The organism is Variovorax sp. FW301-JW7 (assembly GCF_058788795.1).
The window spans coordinates 609,075-624,612 of record NZ_JBYTBC010000003.1; the positions used below are offsets into that span (position 1 = coordinate 609,075).

General features: G+C 68.9%; 14 protein-coding genes. 10 read left to right on the plus strand and 4 right to left on the minus strand.

Going from position 1 to position 15,538, the window contains the following annotated elements; all coding sequences use genetic code 11:
- Positions 1-4: 4 nt before the first annotated feature.
- Positions 5-1,699, minus strand: coding sequence for a dihydroxy-acid dehydratase (gene ilvD, locus AC3WQM_RS11270; RefSeq protein ID WP_492678727.1), 1,695 nt, complete (start codon positions 1,697-1,699; stop codon positions 5-7).
- A gap of 106 nt (positions 1,700-1,805) precedes the next feature.
- On the opposite strand from ilvD, the gene AC3WQM_RS11275 reads away from it, so the two are divergent.
- Positions 1,806-2,747, plus strand: coding sequence for a LysR family transcriptional regulator (locus AC3WQM_RS11275; protein WP_101492949.1), 942 nt, complete (start codon positions 1,806-1,808; stop codon positions 2,745-2,747).
- A gap of 3 nt (positions 2,748-2,750) precedes the next feature.
- Here the strand turns inward: AC3WQM_RS11275 and AC3WQM_RS11280 are convergent, their stop codons facing one another.
- Positions 2,751-3,689, minus strand: coding sequence for a LysR family transcriptional regulator (locus AC3WQM_RS11280; RefSeq protein ID WP_492678729.1), 939 nt, complete (start codon positions 3,687-3,689; stop codon positions 2,751-2,753).
- A 140-nt stretch (positions 3,690-3,829) separates the two neighbouring features.
- Here AC3WQM_RS11280 and AC3WQM_RS11285 point away from each other — a divergent pair, with 140 nt between their 5' ends.
- The 8 genes from AC3WQM_RS11285 (at position 3,830) to AC3WQM_RS11320 (ending at position 11,603) form a co-directional block, all read left to right on the plus strand.
- A complete protein-coding gene (locus AC3WQM_RS11285; RefSeq protein ID WP_390344244.1) occupies positions 3,830-4,603 on the plus strand; it encodes an SDR family oxidoreductase in 774 nt (257 codons plus the stop codon).
- A 42-nt stretch (positions 4,604-4,645) separates the two neighbouring features.
- On the plus strand, positions 4,646-4,915 hold the full coding sequence (locus AC3WQM_RS11290) for a hypothetical protein (RefSeq protein ID WP_492678731.1): 270 nt from the start codon (positions 4,646-4,648) through the stop codon (positions 4,913-4,915).
- Between the two features lie 57 nt (positions 4,916-4,972).
- Positions 4,973-5,803: a prolipoprotein diacylglyceryl transferase gene (lgt, locus tag AC3WQM_RS11295; RefSeq protein ID WP_492678733.1), complete on the plus strand. Its 831-nt coding sequence runs from the start codon at positions 4,973-4,975 to the stop codon at positions 5,801-5,803.
- A gap of 190 nt (positions 5,804-5,993) precedes the next feature.
- Positions 5,994-6,662, plus strand: a complete 669-nt coding sequence (locus AC3WQM_RS11300; protein WP_062480546.1) for a GntR family transcriptional regulator — start codon at positions 5,994-5,996, stop codon at positions 6,660-6,662.
- Positions 6,663-6,705: 43 nt separating this feature from the next.
- Positions 6,706-8,172 carry a malonyl-CoA decarboxylase gene (locus AC3WQM_RS11305; protein WP_492678735.1) on the plus strand — a complete coding sequence of 489 codons (1,467 nt, stop codon included), beginning with the start codon at positions 6,706-6,708 and terminating at the stop codon, positions 8,170-8,172.
- 93 nt (positions 8,173-8,265) lie between these two features.
- A complete protein-coding gene (locus AC3WQM_RS11310; RefSeq protein WP_492678737.1) occupies positions 8,266-9,255 on the plus strand; it encodes a Bug family tripartite tricarboxylate transporter substrate binding protein in 990 nt (329 codons plus the stop codon).
- Positions 9,252-10,034, plus strand: a complete 783-nt coding sequence (locus AC3WQM_RS11315; RefSeq protein ID WP_492678739.1) for an enoyl-CoA hydratase/isomerase family protein — start codon at positions 9,252-9,254, stop codon at positions 10,032-10,034. The genes AC3WQM_RS11310 and AC3WQM_RS11315 overlap by 4 nt, the downstream gene beginning before the upstream one ends.
- 27 nt (positions 10,035-10,061) lie before the next feature.
- On the plus strand, positions 10,062-11,603 hold the full coding sequence (locus AC3WQM_RS11320) for a malonate--CoA ligase (RefSeq protein ID WP_492678741.1): 1,542 nt from the start codon (positions 10,062-10,064) through the stop codon (positions 11,601-11,603).
- Here the strand turns inward: AC3WQM_RS11320 and AC3WQM_RS11325 are convergent.
- Together AC3WQM_RS11325 and AC3WQM_RS11330 are read right to left on the minus strand one after the other, a co-directional pair.
- Positions 11,600-13,303: a serine hydrolase gene (locus AC3WQM_RS11325; RefSeq protein WP_492678743.1), complete on the minus strand. Its 1,704-nt coding sequence runs from the start codon at positions 13,301-13,303 to the stop codon at positions 11,600-11,602. The two genes, AC3WQM_RS11320 and AC3WQM_RS11325, sit on opposite strands and share 4 nt — an antisense overlap.
- Positions 13,304-13,366: 63 nt before the next feature.
- Positions 13,367-14,371, minus strand: coding sequence for a carbon-nitrogen hydrolase family protein (locus AC3WQM_RS11330; RefSeq protein WP_492678745.1), 1,005 nt, complete (start codon positions 14,369-14,371; stop codon positions 13,367-13,369).
- Between the two features lie 179 nt (positions 14,372-14,550).
- Between AC3WQM_RS11330 and AC3WQM_RS11335 the strand changes: the two genes are divergently transcribed.
- A complete protein-coding gene (locus tag AC3WQM_RS11335) occupies positions 14,551-15,516 on the plus strand; it encodes an AraC-like ligand-binding domain-containing protein (RefSeq protein WP_492678747.1) in 966 nt (321 codons plus the stop codon).
- The last annotated feature ends 22 nt before the right edge of the window (positions 15,517-15,538 follow it).

Below are 15,538 nucleotides of genomic sequence, written 5' to 3' on the forward strand. Positions count from 1 at the left end.
CGTCTTAGAACTTGTCGAGCACCGCGCCCGAGCTCGCGCTCGAGGCGTTGAACGCGAACTTGGCCTGCACGCCGCGCGTGTAGCGCGGGGCCGGCGGCGTCCAGCCTTCGCGGCGCTTGGCCAGCTCGGCTTCGGGCACGTTCAGTTCGAGCACCAGCTTGTGCGCGTCGATGGTGATCGAGTCGCCTTCGTTGACGAACGCGATGGTGCCGCCGGCCGCCGCTTCGGGCGCGACGTGGCCGACCACCATGCCCCAGGTGCCGCCCGAGAAGCGGCCGTCGGTGATGAGGCCGACGCTTTCGCCCAGGCCGGCACCGATCAGTGCGCCCGTGGGGGCCAGCATTTCCGGCATGCCCGGGCCGCCCTTGGGACCGAGGTAGCGCAGAACCATCACGTCGCCGGCCACGATCTTGCCGGCCAGGATGGCCTGCAGCGCCGACTGCTCGTCGTCGAACACGCGCGCCGGGCCGGTGATGACCGGGTTCTTCAGGCCGGTGATCTTGGCGACTGCGCCTTCGGGCGACAGGTTGCCCTTCAGGATGGCCAGGTGGCCTTCGTCGTACATCGGCTTGTCGATGGGGCGGATCACGTCCTGGTCGGCGCGCGGCACGTCGGGCACGTCCTTGAGCACTTCTTCGATGGTCTGACCGCTGATGGTGATGCAGTCGCCGTGCAGCAGGCCGGCCTTGAGCAGCACCTTCATCACTTGCGGAATGCCGCCGGCCTGGTGCAGGTCGACCGCGAGGTACTTGCCCGAGGGCTTCAGGTCGCAGATCACGGGCACCTTCTTGCGCATGCGCTCGAAGTCGTCGATGGTCCAGTCCACACCGGCCGTGTGCGCGATGGCCAGGAAGTGCAGCACCGCGTTGGTCGAACCGCCGGTGGCCATGATGACCGCCACGGCGTTCTCGATGGCCTTCTTGGTCACGATGTCGCGCGGCTTCAGGTCCTTCTTGATCGCCTCGATCAGCACCTTGGCCGATTCCTTGGCCGAGTTGGCCTTTTCGTCGTGCGGGTTCGCCATGGTCGACGAGTAGGGCAGCGAGATGCCCAGCGCCTCGAACGCGCTCGACATGGTGTTGGCCGTGTACATGCCGCCGCACGAGCCGGTGCCGGGAATGGCACGCTTCTCGATCTCGTGCAGGTCTTCGTCGCTCATGTTGCCGGCGGCGTTCTGGCCCACGGCTTCGAACACGCTGACGATGTTCAGGTCCTGGCCCTTGTAGCGGCCCGGCAGGATGGTGCCGCCGTACACGTAGATGGCGGGCACGTTGGCGCGCAGCATGCCCATGAGGCCGCCGGGCATGTTCTTGTCGCAGCCGCCGACCACCAGCACGCCGTCCATCCACTGGCCACCGACGCAGGTCTCGATGCAGTCGGAGATGACTTCGCGGCTCACCAGCGAGTACTTCATGCCTTCGGTGCCCATGGCCATGCCGTCGGAGATGGTGGGCGTGCCGAACACCTGCGCGTTGCCGCCGGCTTCCTCGATGCCCGCGATGGCCGCGTCGGCCAGCTTCTGCAGGCCCGAGTTGCAGGGCGTGATGGTGCTGTGGCCGTTGGCGACGCCGACCATCGGCTTCTTGAAGTCGCCTTCCTCGTAGCCCATGGCGTAGAACATCGAGCGGTTGGGGGCGCGGCTCTTGCCTTCGGTGATGTTCGCGCTGCGGCGATTGATCTGGATGGTCTTGGTGTCCATGGTGTCTCTTCTGTCGTGGGGAGATCGTGAGGGGAAGCGCCAAGTATCGGACTTCTGATTGATTGGTTCCAATCCAATTTGAAGCGTGGATTGATATGCTCAGCGTATGAATGAAGCCCTCATCGACCTGCGCGCCTGGCGCCAGTTCGTGGCCGTGGCCGAAGAACTGCACTTCGGTCGCGCCGCCCTGCGCCTGCACATGACGCAGCCGCCGGTCACGCAGGCCATTGCCCAGCTCGAAAAGACGCTGGGCGTGGTGCTGTTCGATCGCACCCGAAGGCGCGTGGCGCTCACGCCGGCCGGCGAAGCGCTGCTGCCCGACGTGCGCGAGCTGCTGGCGCGCGCCCAGGCGCTGCCGGCGCGTGCGCGTGCGGCGGCGGCAGGGCAGGTGGGGCGCGTGCGCATCGCCTTTGTTTCGACGGTCGGCTTCGAACAGCTGCCGGCCTGGGTGCGCGAGTTCCGCGTGCTGTGCCCCGAGGTGGCGCTCGAACTGGTCGAGGCCACCGGCGACGTGCAGCTCGAAGCCTTCGCGCGCGGCGAGATCGATGCCGGCCTGATGCTGCATTCGCCGGGCGCCGCGCCGCCGGGGCTGGCCTGCCTGCCGGTCGAGGTGGAGCCGCTGGTGCTCGCGCTGCCCGCCCAGCACCGGCTGGCCGAGGCGCGGCCCGTGCCGCTGGCCGAGGTGCTGGACGAGCCGCTGGTGATCTTTCCGCGCCGCATCGTGCCCTCGCTGCACGACGCGATCTTCGACCTCTACCACGCGGCCGGGCGCACGCCGCAGGTGGCGCAGGAGGCGATCCAGATGCAGACCATCGTCAACCTCGTGTCGGGCGGCATCGGCGCGGCCTGGGTGCCGCACAGCGTGATGCAGTTCCGGCGCGCGGGCGTGGTCTACCGGCAGGTCCACGAGTTCAAGGGGGTGGGGCGCCGGCGCGTGACGCTGCCGGTGTGCGAGACCAGCCTCGTGTGGCCCGCGCAGGCCTCGCACCCGGCGCTGGCACGCTTCGTGGCCTTCGTGCGCGAGCGGGCGGGGCGCGTGCCGGCGTAAGGCTCAGGCGCTGCGTGCCGCCCGGCCGGCGGGTGAGGGCGCATCGAGCGAGGCCGCCAGCAGGGCGTCGAGCCAGCCCGCGAAGGCCTGCACCCGCCGCGACAGATTGCGTCGGTGCGGGTAGACGAGATGCACCGGCAGCGGCTCGGCGCGTGCGTCGGGCAGCACTTCCACCAGCTCGCCGGCCGCGAGGTGCTCGCGCACGTCGTAGGCCGGGATCTGGATCAGCCCCAGCCCCGCCAGTGCGCAGGCGATGTAGGTCTCGGCGTTGTTCGCCGCCACCTGGCTGCGCAGGCGCAGCGTCTGGGTCTCGCCGTCGCGCAGCTGCCATTCCCAGGGCGCGGCGCGGCCACTGGTCGGCGAGGCGTAGTTAAGAGCCATGTGCTGCGGCAGGTCGGCCGTCGTGCGCGGCGTGCCGTGGCGCGCGAGGTAGGCGGGGCTGGCGCAGTTGATGAGCGTGAAGTGCCCCAGCGGCCGGGCCACGAGGCTGCTGCTGGCGAGCGGGCCGACGCGCAGGGCGCAGTCCACGCCTTCGAGCACGAGGTCGACCGCGCGGTCGCTGGAACCGAGTTCCAGTTCGACCGCCGGGTGGTGCGCAAAGAAGTCCGGCAGCGCCGGTGCGATCAGCAGCCGCGCGATGCGGCTGGGCACGTCGACCTTGAGCCGGCCGCTCACGCTGCTGTGCGCGGGCTGGAACTGCTGCTCCATGTCTTCCATGTCGGCCACCAAAGCGCGCGCCCGTTCGAGCAGCACCTCGCCGTCGGGCGTGAGGCCGACGCGGCGCGTGGTGCGGTGCAGCAGGCGCGAGCCCAGGCGCGCCTCGAGCTGCTGGATGGCGGTCGAGATGGTGGCGCGCGGCAGCGCCAGCCGGTCGGCGGCGCGCGTGAAGCTGCCGGTTTCGGCCACGCGCAGGAAGACCTGGAGGAGTTCGATGCGGTCCATGGCGGCGGGGCTGATTGTTCGTGGTTTTCAGAACAGTCTAGCCTTGAATGAATGATTTATCTGCAACTTGGCGATCAATAGACTGGCGGCTCGTCACACATCCCGTCCCGGGTCTTTCACTCATTCAGAGGAATCCATCCATGTCCGCACGCACGCTCACGAACAAGGTCGCCGTCATCGCCGGCGGTGGCAAGAACCTCGGTGCCCTCATCGCCCACCAGCTGGTCGACGGCGGCGCCCGCGGCATCGCCATCCACTACAACAGCGACGGTTCGCGCGCCGAGGCCGAGCAGACCGCCGCCGCGCTGAAGGCCAAGGGCGCCGACACGTTGCTGGTGCAGGGCGACCTCGCGGTGGTCGAGAACAACGTGAAGCTGTTCGACCAGGCCGTGAAGCACTTCGGCCAGGTCGACCTGGCGATCAACACGGCGGGCGTGGTGATCAAGAAGCCGATCCTGGACATCACCGAAGCCGACTACGACAAGAGCTTCGACGCCAACGCCAAGGCGGCCTTCTTCTTCATCCAGCAGGCCGGCCGCACCATGGCCGACGGCGGCAGCATCGTGACGCTGGTGAGCTCGCTGCTGGCGGCCTACACGCCGTTCTATGCCATCTACCCGGCGGCCAAGGCGGCGGTGGAGCACTACACGCGCGCGGCCTCCAAGGAGTTCGGCGACCGCGGCATCTCGGTGAACGCCATCGGCCCGGGCCCGATGGACACGCCGTTCTTCTACGGCCAGGAAAGCCCCGAGGCCGTGGCGTACCACAGCAGCGCCGCCGCGCTCAGCAAGTACTCGAAGAAGGGCCTCACCGACATCGAGGACATCGCGCCCATCGTGCGCTTCCTGGTCACCGAAGGCTGGTGGATCACGGGCCAGACCATCTTCGCCAACGGTGGCTACACCACGCGCTGAAGCGCCGATATCCGGCAAGATGCGCTCAGGAGGACAACGCAGATGCACACAGTCATGGTGATGGGAGGCGGCTTCGCGCTGCTGGTGGTGTTTCTTCTGGCCGGCCGCTTCATGGGCGACGGCTCGACGATGGCGCTGGCCGCGGCGGCCAAGTGGTTCATTCCGGCGTGGTTCGTCGGCGCGGGCATCAACATGGCCGTGGGCGTGCTCAAGGCCGGGTACTCGGTGGCCGAGGAGCTGCCGATCTTCCTGTTCATCTTCGCGGTGCCGGCCCTGGTGGCGGGGGTGCTGTGGTGGAAGTTCGGGCGCTGACATTGCCCTGAATGCCCCCGCGGCCGCGGCGTCATTGCGCCACGGCACAATCGTCGGATGCTCATGTATCCGCAGATCAATCCCATCGCCTTGCAGCTGGGGCCGGTGGCCATCCATTGGTACGGCCTGACCTACCTGGCGGCCTTCGCGCTGTTTTATTTCCTGGGCACGCGCCGCCTGCACCACGAGCCGTTCCGCTCGCTGGCCACGGCCGGCGTGTGGCAACGCAAGGACATCGAGGACATCCTGTTCCTGGGCGTCATGGGCGTGATCGTCGGCGGCCGGCTCGGCTACTGCCTGTTCTACAAGCCCGAGTACTACCTCACGCACCCGCTCGAGATCCTGTACGTGTGGCAGGGCGGCATGAGCTTCCATGGCGGCCTGCTCGGCGTGATCGGCGCCATGGTGTGGTTCTCGCGTTCGCGTGCGCGGCCGTTCTGGCAGGTGATGGACTTCGTCGCGCCTTGCGTGCCGACCGGCCTGGCCGCGGGCCGCGTGGGCAACTTCATCAACGGCGAGCTGTGGGGCCGCTTCAGCAGCCCCGAGCTGCCGTGGGGCATGGTGTTCCCGCAAAGCGGTTCGATGCTGCCGCGCCACCCGTCGCAGGTCTACCAGTTCCTGCTCGAAGGGCTGCTGCTGTTCGTCGTGATGTGGCTCTATGCGCGCAAGGAGCGCAAGCAGGGGCAGGTGGCCGCCGTGTTCCTCATCGGCTATGGCGTGCTGCGCTTCGTGGCCGAGTACTTCCGCGAGCCCGACGATTTCCTGGGCCTGCGCGCGCTCAGCCTGAGCCAGGGCCAGTGGCTCAGCGTGCCGATGGTGATCGGCGGCATCGCGCTGTGGATCTGGTTCGGCCGCGCCGGCAAGACCGGCAGCACCGCGCGCGCCTGATCTTTCAGACCCCCGCACAACGCGGCGCAGCACCTTCGGGTGGGCGCCGCTTTTTTTCGTCGGTCTCAGGGTAATTCCGGGCCGCAAGGGCAGGGCGCGGCCCTTGCATTGCGTTAACCATGCACTCACAATTATGCGTAATTACAGGAAATTACGCGAAACGCCCGCCGACTTTCCGAGTCCTTCACGCATGCGCCTGGTCCCCAATTCCCTTCACGACGAAGTCGCCGCCACACTGCGCGAGCAGATCTTCGACGGCACGCTGTCGCCCGGCAGCTTCGTGGACGAGGTGGCCCTGTGCGAGCGGCTGTCGATCTCGCGCACGCCGCTGCGCGAGGCGCTGAAGGTGCTCACCGCCGAAGGCCTGCTGCGCCACGAGCCGCGCCGCGGCTGCTTCGTGAACGAGGTGACCGAGCGCGACCTCGACGAAATCTTTCCGGTCATCGCGCTGCTCGAAGGCCGCTGCGCCTACGAGGCCGCGCGCAACGCCAGCGACGCCGAGCTGAACGAGCTCGACGCGCTGCACGAGCGCCTGGTGCGCCACGCCAAGGCGCGGCGCATCAACGACTACTACGCCACCAACCACATCATTCACGAGGCGATCATCAAGCTCGCCGACAACAAGTGGCTGGCCCAGGTGATCGGCGACTTGCGCAAGATCCTGAAGCTCGCGCGGCTGCAGCAGCTGCACGCGCCGGGGCGGCTCGACCAGAGCCTGTCGGAGCACCTGGCCGTGTTCGCGGCGCTCAAGGCGCGCGACAGCGAAGGCGCCGACGCCGCCATGCGCACCCACATGACGCGCCAGCGCGAGGCGCTGCGCGAAGTCATGCAACAGCAGAAATCCCGGGTGATGCCGTGACACGCATCAGCACCGACACAGCCAACGGCACAGGAGCAGATCGATGAGTGCGACCGAGTGGTTCCAGGCGCGCCTGCGCATGGGCGAATCGTCCAAGGTTCCCGTGGCGAGCAACGGCGCCACGAAAGGCCCGGCCCGCCACACGCCCAAGCCCAGCGCCCGCACCACCGCCGAGCGGTTGCAGGCCACGCTGCGCAAGGCCGACGAGGCGCTGTCGCCGCGCACGCTGCGCCGCGTGCTGGCCGAGCTGCAGGCCGTGATCGATCCGCGCGTGAGCGAGGTCGAGGGCGGCCGCCGCGCCCATGCCATCGCGCAGGCCTACGCCGGCGCCTCGCCCGAAGAGCGCCGCGACTACTGGGCGCTCATGAGCGAGCATTTCGCCGCCGACGCGGGCAAGCTCAAGAGCGCGCGCGATCAGCACCAGAGCGCCGTCGGCACGCCCGACGAAGGGCAGGCCGAGCTGCGCCTGCGCCGCGCGCTGGTGTCGCCGCGCATGCGGCTGCTGCAGCGCTTCGCGGTCGAGCCCGGCGGCATGCGCTTTTTGGTCGACCTGCGCGCCGACCTGCTGCCGTGCCTGAAGTCCGACAAGCGCCTGCTCGCGCTCGAGGCCGAGCTGGAGCACCTGTTTTCCACCTGGTTCGACGTGGCTTTTCTCGAGCTGCGCCGCATCGACTGGAACTCGCCGGCCTCGCTGATCGAGAAGCTCATCCGCTACGAGGCGGTGCACGACATCAAGAGCTGGTCCGACGTGAAGAACCGGCTCGATGACAGCGACCGCCGCTGCTACGGCTTCTTCCATCCGCGCCTGCCGAACGAGCCGCTCATCTTCGTCGAGGTGGCGCTGGTCGACCGCATCAGCGAAGGCATCATGCCGCTGCTCGACGAGGCCGCCGTGCCGGTGCAGCCGGCCAAGGCGACCACCGCGATCTTCTATTCGATCAGCAACACGCAAACCGGCTTGCGCGGCGTGAGCTTCGGCGACTCGCTCATCAAGCGCGTGGTCGAGACCCTGCAGGACGAGCTGCCGCGCCTGAAGACCTTCGCCACGCTGTCGCCCATTCCGGGCCTGCGCGCGTGGCTCGCCAAGAACGCCGCCGAACTGCTGCCGCGCCTGGACGAGAAGCGCGAAGCCGAACTCGGCCGCCTCGTCGGCTCGGTGCCGCCCACGGCCGAGCGCCTGCTGGCCGCGGTTGATGCAGCAACAGAATTCGACGCGAAATCGCCGCTGCGCCAATGGCTGCTGCAGGCCACCGCCGAGTACCTGGGCCGCACGCTGGTCGACGGCACGCCGGCCGACCCGGTGGCGCGCTTCCACCTGGGCAACGGCGCGCGCGTCGAACGGCTCAACTGGGCCGGCGACCCGTCGGCCAAGGGGCTCAAGCAGTCGTACGGCCTCATGGTCAACTACCTGTACGACCTCAAGCGCCTGGACCGGCATCGCGGCTGGCTGGCCGAAGGCAAGATCGCGGTTTCGGGAGACATCGAAGGCCTGTTCCTCAAAAAAGGCTGAGTCCGTTCGCTTCGCCGCGGCAGCGCTGCGGCCCGCACCTTGACCGCCGGAGGGCGGCAACATCTACAACGACGACGACAGGAGACGAGACAGATGAAGCAACAGAGTTTTCAACGACGCGATGTGCTGCGCGTCGCCGCAGCAGCCGGGGCCGTGGCCCTGTGCGGCGGTGCGCGCGCCCAAGGCTGGCCGACCAAGCCGGTGACCATGGTGGTGCCGTTCCCGGCCGGCGGAGGCACCGACGCCTTCGCGCGCCCGCTGTCGGCCCAGTTCTCCCGCGCGGCGGGCCAGACGCTGGTCATCGACAACCGCGGCGGCGCGGGCGGCACCGTGGGCGCGAGCATCGCGGCCAAGCTGCCGGCCGACGGCTACGCGCTCTTCATGGGCGCCGTGCACCACGCGATCGCGCCGTCGATCTACCCCAAGCTCGACTACGACCTCGAGAAAGACTTCGTGCCCCTGATGCTGCTGGCCAACGTGCCGCAGGTGGTGGTGGTCAACCCGAAGCGGGTGCAGGCCGCGACCATCCAGGAGCTCATTGCCACCGCCAAGCGCAACCCCGGCAAGCTCAACTACGGCTCGGCCGGCTCGGGCACCTCGCACCACCTCGCGGGCGAGCTGTTCAAGCTGCAGACCGGCACCTTCATCACCCACATTCCGTACCGCGGCGCGGGCCCGGCGCTGTCCGACCTGATCGCGGGCAACGTCGACCTGATGTTCGACGGCCTGGGTTCTTCGGCGCAGCACATCAAGGGCGGCCGCATCAAGGCGCTCATGGTCGCCGGCGCCAAGCGCAACCCCGCGTTCCCCGACGTGCCCTGCGCCGCCGAGGTCGGGCTGCCCGACTACACCGTCACCACCTGGTATGGCCTGTGGGCGCCCAAGGGCACGCCGGCCGAAGCGCAGACGCAGATCATCGACACGATGAAGAAGGCGCTGGGCACCGACGAGCTGAAGGCCATCTGGGCCCAGAACGGCTCCGAGATCCCGAACGTCACCACCGCCGCCTACGGCCGCTTCGTCAACGCCGAGATCAAGCGCTGGGCCGCCGTCGTGAAGGCCTCGGGCGCCAAGCTCGAATGACCGATCGGCAGGTTTCGCTGCGCCGCGAAGGCGCCGTGGCGCTCGTCACGCTGTCGAACCCGGGGCGTCTCAATGCGATGACGCGCGCCATGTGGCGCGCGCTGCGCGCGGTGTTCGACGACCTGCACGGCGACACCGCCCTGCGCTGCGTCGTCGTGCGCGGGGAGGGCGGTGCCTTCTGCGCGGGCGGCGACATCTCCGAGTACCCCTCGTTCCGTTTCGAGGAAGCGAGCCTGCGCGAATTCCACGAGAACGAAGTCTGGGCCGCGCTGCAGGCGATGCTCGACTGCCCGCTGCCGCTGGTGGCGCAGATCGAAGGCGCCTGCATGGGCGCCGGCGTCGAGATGGCGAGTTGCTGCGACATCCGCCTGGCCGGTGCGTCGGCGAAGTTCGGCGCACCCATCGCGAAGCTGGGCTTTCCGATGGCGCCGCGCGAAGCCGCGCTGGTGCATGGCGCGATCGGCGACGTGCTGGCGCGCGACATGCTGCTGGCCGCCGGCGTGCACGGTGCGCAGCGGCTGTACGACGCGGGCTTTCTGCTGCACGTGCTGCCCGACGCCGAAGTGCCGGGTGCAGCGCAAGCGCATGCCGCGCGCATCGCGGCGCTGTCGCCCCAGGCCGCGCGCCTGCACAAGGCCACCTTCACTGCGCTCAAGCGCGGCGGCGAGGCGGCGCAGCAGCTGCTGGCCACCGCGTACGACTATGCCGACACCGCCGAGCACCGCGAGGGCATCGATGCCTTCCTGGGCAAGCGCCCTCCGAATTTCCGCTCTTCCTGAGCCTGCCGTTCGATGATGACGAAGATGATGAAGACGAAGTCCTCCCCCAACGCCAACCTGTTCGCCGCCTTGCGCGCCGCCTTTCCCGCCGACCTCGACGCCATCGCGGTCGAGACCGACAACGGCCTGCACTATTCGTGGCGCGACCTCGACCGCGCCAGCGCGATGATCGCCAACCTGCTCGACGGCCTGAAGCTCGAGAAGGGCGCGCGCGTCGCCGTGCAGGTCGAGAAATCGGTCGAAGCCATGCTGCTGTACCTCGCGACCCTGCGCGCGGGCTACGTGTTCCTGCCGCTCAACACGGCCTACCAGAGCGCCGAGATCGAGTACTTCATCGGCAACGCCGAGCCCGCCGTGGTCGTGTGCACCGGTCGCAACGCGGCCTGGGTGCGCCCCATCGCCGAAGCGGCCGGCACGCGCCATGTGTTCACGCTGGACGACGACCGCACCGGCACGCTGCTCGACGCGGCGGCGCGCTGCAGCGATCGGCACACCGTGGCGATCAAGAAGCCCGACGACCTCGCCGCCATCCTGTACACCAGCGGCACCACCGGCCGCAGCAAGGGCGCGATGCTCACGCACCGCAACCTGCTGTCGAACGCCGAAGTGCTCAAGGACTACTGGGGCTGGACGAAGGGCGACGTGCTGATTCACGCGTTGCCGATCTTCCACGTGCACGGCCTGTTCGTGGCGCTGCACGGTGCGCTGCTCAATGGCAGCAAGATCCTGTGGTTCTCGAAGTTCGACCCCAAGCGCATCGTCGCCAAGCTGCCCGAGGCCACCGTGTTCATGGGCGTGCCCACGCTCTACGTGCGCCTGCTGGCGGAGCCGGGCCTCACGCGCGAGGCGGTGCGCACCATGCGCCTGTTCGTCGCGGGCTCGGCGCCGCTGCTCATCGAGACCTTCGACGAATGGCGCGAGCGCACCGGCCACACCATCCTGGAACGCTACGGCATGAGCGAGACCGCCATGCTCACGTCCAACCCGTATGACGCCAAGAAGGGCGAGCGCCGTGGCGGCACCGTGGGCTTCGCATTGCCCGGCGTGCAGCTGCGCGTGCGCGACGACGAGGGCAAGGACCTGCCGGTCGACGAAATCGGCGGCATCCAGGTCAAGGGCCCCAACGTGTTCGCCGGCTACTGGCGCATGCCCGAGAAGACGAAGGAAGAGTTCACCGCCGACGGTTTCTTCAAGACCGGCGACGTGGGCAAGATCGATGCGCGCGGCTACATCACCATCGTCGGGCGCAGCAAAGATTTGATCATCAGCGGCGGCTACAACGTCTACCCGGCCGAGATCGAGGGCTACATCAACGAGATGGCCGGCGTGGCCGAAAGCGCCGTCATCGGCGTGCCGCACCCCGACTTCGGCGAGGTGGGCGTGGCCATCGTGATCCCCAAGGGCGGCGCCACGATCGACGCCGACGCCATCGTGGCCGAGCTCAAGGCCAAGCTGGCGAACTTCAAGATCCCGAAGCGCTGCTTCGTCGTGCCGGAACTGCCGCGCAACACGATGGGCAAGGTGCAGAAGGCGTTGCTGCGTGCGGAGCACAAGGGGCTGTTCGCCTAGGTCTTCGCGATCCTCGGCGCGAGGGCCGTGATGCGCGGCTCGTGAAAGACCAGCGCGTCCACCGCCTCCGGTGAAGGCCGGCGGAACTCCACGCCGAAGCCGTCGAGCGTTTCGACATGAAAACGGCGCCCGCCGGCCGGCAGCAGCCGGTAGGTCGGCTGGCCCGGGATCGTCATGCTGAGCTGGTCGCCGGCGTCGAGCCGGATCTCGATCACGCGCCCCGCATGCAGGTAGTCGCCGGCGCACAGCCGGCGGAATGCGGGGTCGAGCACCTCGCCGGCCGCGACGCGGCGGAACACGATGTCGTCCACCATCTGCTCGAGGGGCACTTCGACGCGGTCGATGTGGCCCTGCCGGTCATAGCGAAAGGTGAGGGTGCGGTCGCTCGGATGCATGATCGTCGGCCGGTCGGGGGTGACGAAGACGTCGTAGTGGCGGTGCTGGAGCAGGTCCTCGGTGCCGCGCCAGCGCCACGCAAGCCCGTCCGCGCGCTGTTCGATGTGGATGCGTCCATACGCCGGGTGCTCATAGTCGCCAACGTAGTCTTCGAGCGGGTGGCTCGGCCGGGTGTCGCTGTGGCGAACGTCCGCGCTGGCCTTCTTGTCGAGCTTCTGCTGCTCGACGGCCTGCTTGCGCTTGGGGGCGAGCCGGCCGAACCAGTCGATGGGGTCACGGCCGCTGAGCCGGTCGAGCGCCGCGAAGGTGAGGATGGGCGTGGCGCCGCCCGGCGTGCGGTTGGTCAGCACCACGACGCCTGCGCGGCGTTCGGGCAGCAGCGTCATGAGCGTGCTCCAGCCGGTCCACGAGCCCGAATGCGCGATCGTGCGATCGCCGCGGTACTGCTCGCAGAAGAGACCGAGCCCGTAGTGCGAATCGCCGATCTCGGCGTGTTCGGAGCGGCCCATGTGCACGCGCGGCGTCGTCATCTCGCGCAGCGCCTGCGGCGAAAGCAGCTGGCGGCCGTCCGCCTTGCCGTCGAGCAGGAAGCGCGCCCACTTCGCCAGGTCGGCCACCGAGGCGTTGATGCCGCCGGCCGGCGTGGCACGGATGGGCGACAGCGGCGAACGGTGGCGCTCGTCGCCGTCGATCGCATGCGGGCGGGCCCCGTTGTCGGCGGCGCCGAGCGCCTCGATGGAAAAGCCGAAGTGCTGCATGCCCAGCGGCTTCATCAGGCGTTCGGTCGTGAAGTCTTCGTAGCGCTGGCCGCTGATGCGCTCGGTGATCATGCCCGCCACGAGGTAGCCGAGGTTCGAGTACTGGAAGGTGTCGCGCAGGTCCTTGTTCGGCGCGAGGTGCCTGAGCGCGGCCAGCATCTGCGCGTTGCTCAGGTCGCCGGGCATGTGGATCCAGTCGTGGCGCGGGAGGCCGCTGTGGTGGCACAGCAGGTCGCGCACCGTGAGCCGCCCGGTCGCCACCGGATCGTGCAGGCGGAATTCGGGAATCACCTCGCGCACCGGCCGGTCCCAGTCGAGCTTGCGTTCGTCGACCAGCAGGCCGAGCCCGGCCGCGGTGAACGACTTGGTGATCGAGCACAGCAGGAACTGCGTGTCGGGGGTCACGGACAGGCCGGTGTCGGTGTCGCGCACGCCGTAGCCCTTGAGCAGCGCCACCTCGCCGTCCTGTATCACCGCCAGCGCAAGGCCGGGCACTTGCCATTCCTGCATCGAGGCTTCGACGAGGCTTTCGAGATCGCTCCACATGGTCGGGGTCCTTGCCTTGCGGCCTTGGGTTGGGCCGGGCATCCTAAGGCAATCCCCACCGGTTCACTCCAGCACCGGCTCGGGCATGCTGCCCTCGGGCTCCGGCGTGAGCTGCACCACCACGGGCGCGCGCCGCGTCTTGTTCAGCAGCAGCTGTGTGACGTCGGGCCGCGCATAGTGACCGCTCGGATCGGCCGCCGCCTTGGCGAGCGCGATCATGCCGAGGTCGATGTCGGCGACCACCAGGCCTTCGGCGTCTTCGGCCAGCGGCGTGCCCAGTGGCGAACCGTCCGGGCCGTAGATGCGCGCATGCCCGCCGCCGACGCCCAGCATCTGCCGCTTGCCGTCGTCGGTGCACATCAGCTCGCTCATGGCCTTCGACACCGTGGCGCAGGGCGCGATGACGAAGCAGCCGCCCTCGACCGCATACACCTGGCTCGCGGCGTTGTTGACCTCATGGCCCAGCGCGTAGGCCGCGCCGCGGTAGAGCGAAAAGCTCGGCCATGCACCGCAGTGGATCTGCTCGTTCTGTGCGTACATCGCGTACTTGCTCAGCGGCTGCAGGTGTTCCCAGCAGCACAGCGAGCCGATGTTGCCCAGCGGCGTCTGGACCACGTGCAGGTCGGCGCCGTCGCCTTCGCCGAACACGGTGCGTTCCACGTGCGTGGGCTTGAGCTTGCGGCGCGTCTGCACGGTGCGGCCCTGGTCGTCGATCAGCGCCTGCGCGATGTACAGGCTGCCCGCCGCTTTCTCGCTGTAGCCGAGCGAGAGCCAGATCTTGTGCTGGCGCGCCGCCGCCTGCAGGCGTTCGAACTCGGGCGAGCCGATGACCAGCGAGTTGTCGTGGTAGCGCTGCACGAACTGCATGCCCCAGGCCGGCGAATCGAGCCAGACCCACCACGGGTAGCCCGGCACCCAGGTCTCGGGAAAGGCGATGAGCTGCACGCCCTGTTTCGCGGCCTGCGCCATGAGGTCGATGGTCTTGTCGATGGTGGCGTCTAGGTCGAGGAACACGGGCGCGGCCTGCACGGCGGCGACGCGGAGTTGGGGGTGGACGGTGGTCGGCATGGGGTGTTCTCCAGGGGGCAATGAACGTAACGAAATCCCCGCTGTGCGCACCGGGTTTGCGCGGTGGCATGCGGGTTGCATGAAGCGTAAATTCGCGCCGCCGGAACGCCTTGACCCGGATTGGCGGCGTTCTTGTTCCAGCGTTGCATGTGCCTTGCGAAGGCCTTCCGAGGACCCCGATGACCCCCTTGCTCAGCACCGATGCCGTCCCGCGCGACCAACGGCTCGCGTACTGGACCGACATGATCTGCAACGTCTACGTGCAGCTCGAATGCGACGCGGTGCGCACCGGCGAGGGCGGCGACTTCGAGGGCAGCATCCGCCAGCACGCACTGCCCGGCCTCGGCATGTCGGTCGTGACCTCGCGGGCGCAGAAGGTGATGCGCACGCCGGGCCACATCGCGGCGTCGAGCGACGACTGTTTTCTCGTGAGCATCCAGGCGCGCGGGCAGGGCGTGGTGCGCCAGGACGGGCGCGACGCCGTGCTCGGCGCCGGCGACTTCGCGCTGTACGACAGCACGCGGCCCTACCAGCTGTTGTTCGACCGGCCCTTCGAACAGATCGTGCTCAAGCTGCCCGGCGAGCGGCTGCGCAGCGAACTGCGCGACACCGAGGCGCTCACGGCCACCACGGTGTCAGGGCGCGAGGGCGCGGGGCACCTGCTGCTGGGCATGATCCGCACGCTGCGCGAGGACTTCGACGCGCTGCAGCCGGCCTCGGCGCTGGCGGTGGCCCATGGCGTGCAGAACATCCTCGTGGCCGGCCTGCAGACGCTGCCTGCGGCGCACGCACCGGCGCTCAGCAAGCTCACGGCGTACCACCTGGGGCGCGTGAAGCAGCGCATCGACGAGCAGCTGGCCGATCCGACGCTGTCGGTGGGCACGCTGGCGGCGCAGCTGGGCATGTCGGTGAGCCACATCCACCGCGTGTTCAAGAGCGAGCCGCTGACGCCCTCGCAGTACATCTGGGAGCGCCGGCTCGACGCATGCAGCCGCGACCTGCTGGAGCCGCGCCTGGCAGGGCGGCCCGTGGGAGAGATCGCGTACGGGAGGGGGTTCAACGACGCGGCGCATTTCAGCCGCGCGTTTCGCGAGCGCTTCGGGTGTTCGCCGCGCGAATGGCGGCAGCAGCGCTCGCCGCAATGACCGCGGCCACGGCGCATCGGCC

What these genes read in the sequence shown, in the direction of transcription:
- ilvD (WP_492678727.1), bottom strand. Translation starts at nt 1,699, where the DNA reads ATGGACACCAAGACCATCCAGATCAATCGCCGCAGCGCGAACATCACC.
- AC3WQM_RS11275 (WP_101492949.1), top strand. Translation starts at nt 1,806, where the DNA reads ATGAATGAAGCCCTCATCGACCTGCGCGCCTGGCGCCAGTTCGTGGCC.
- AC3WQM_RS11280 (WP_492678729.1), bottom strand. Translation starts at nt 3,689, where the DNA reads ATGGACCGCATCGAACTCCTCCAGGTCTTCCTGCGCGTGGCCGAAACC.
- AC3WQM_RS11285 (WP_390344244.1), top strand. Translation starts at nt 3,830, where the DNA reads ATGTCCGCACGCACGCTCACGAACAAGGTCGCCGTCATCGCCGGCGGT.
- AC3WQM_RS11290 (WP_492678731.1), top strand. Translation starts at nt 4,646, where the DNA reads ATGCACACAGTCATGGTGATGGGAGGCGGCTTCGCGCTGCTGGTGGTG.
- lgt (WP_492678733.1), top strand. Translation starts at nt 4,973, where the DNA reads ATGCTCATGTATCCGCAGATCAATCCCATCGCCTTGCAGCTGGGGCCG.
- AC3WQM_RS11300 (WP_062480546.1), top strand. Translation starts at nt 5,994, where the DNA reads ATGCGCCTGGTCCCCAATTCCCTTCACGACGAAGTCGCCGCCACACTG.
- AC3WQM_RS11305 (WP_492678735.1), top strand. Translation starts at nt 6,706, where the DNA reads ATGAGTGCGACCGAGTGGTTCCAGGCGCGCCTGCGCATGGGCGAATCG.
- AC3WQM_RS11310 (WP_492678737.1), top strand. Translation starts at nt 8,266, where the DNA reads ATGAAGCAACAGAGTTTTCAACGACGCGATGTGCTGCGCGTCGCCGCA.
- AC3WQM_RS11315 (WP_492678739.1), top strand. Translation starts at nt 9,252, where the DNA reads ATGACCGATCGGCAGGTTTCGCTGCGCCGCGAAGGCGCCGTGGCGCTC.
- AC3WQM_RS11320 (WP_492678741.1), top strand. Translation starts at nt 10,062, where the DNA reads ATGAAGACGAAGTCCTCCCCCAACGCCAACCTGTTCGCCGCCTTGCGC.
- AC3WQM_RS11325 (WP_492678743.1), bottom strand. Translation starts at nt 13,303, where the DNA reads ATGTGGAGCGATCTCGAAAGCCTCGTCGAAGCCTCGATGCAGGAATGG.
- AC3WQM_RS11330 (WP_492678745.1), bottom strand. Translation starts at nt 14,371, where the DNA reads ATGCCGACCACCGTCCACCCCCAACTCCGCGTCGCCGCCGTGCAGGCC.
- AC3WQM_RS11335 (WP_492678747.1), top strand. Translation starts at nt 14,551, where the DNA reads ATGACCCCCTTGCTCAGCACCGATGCCGTCCCGCGCGACCAACGGCTC.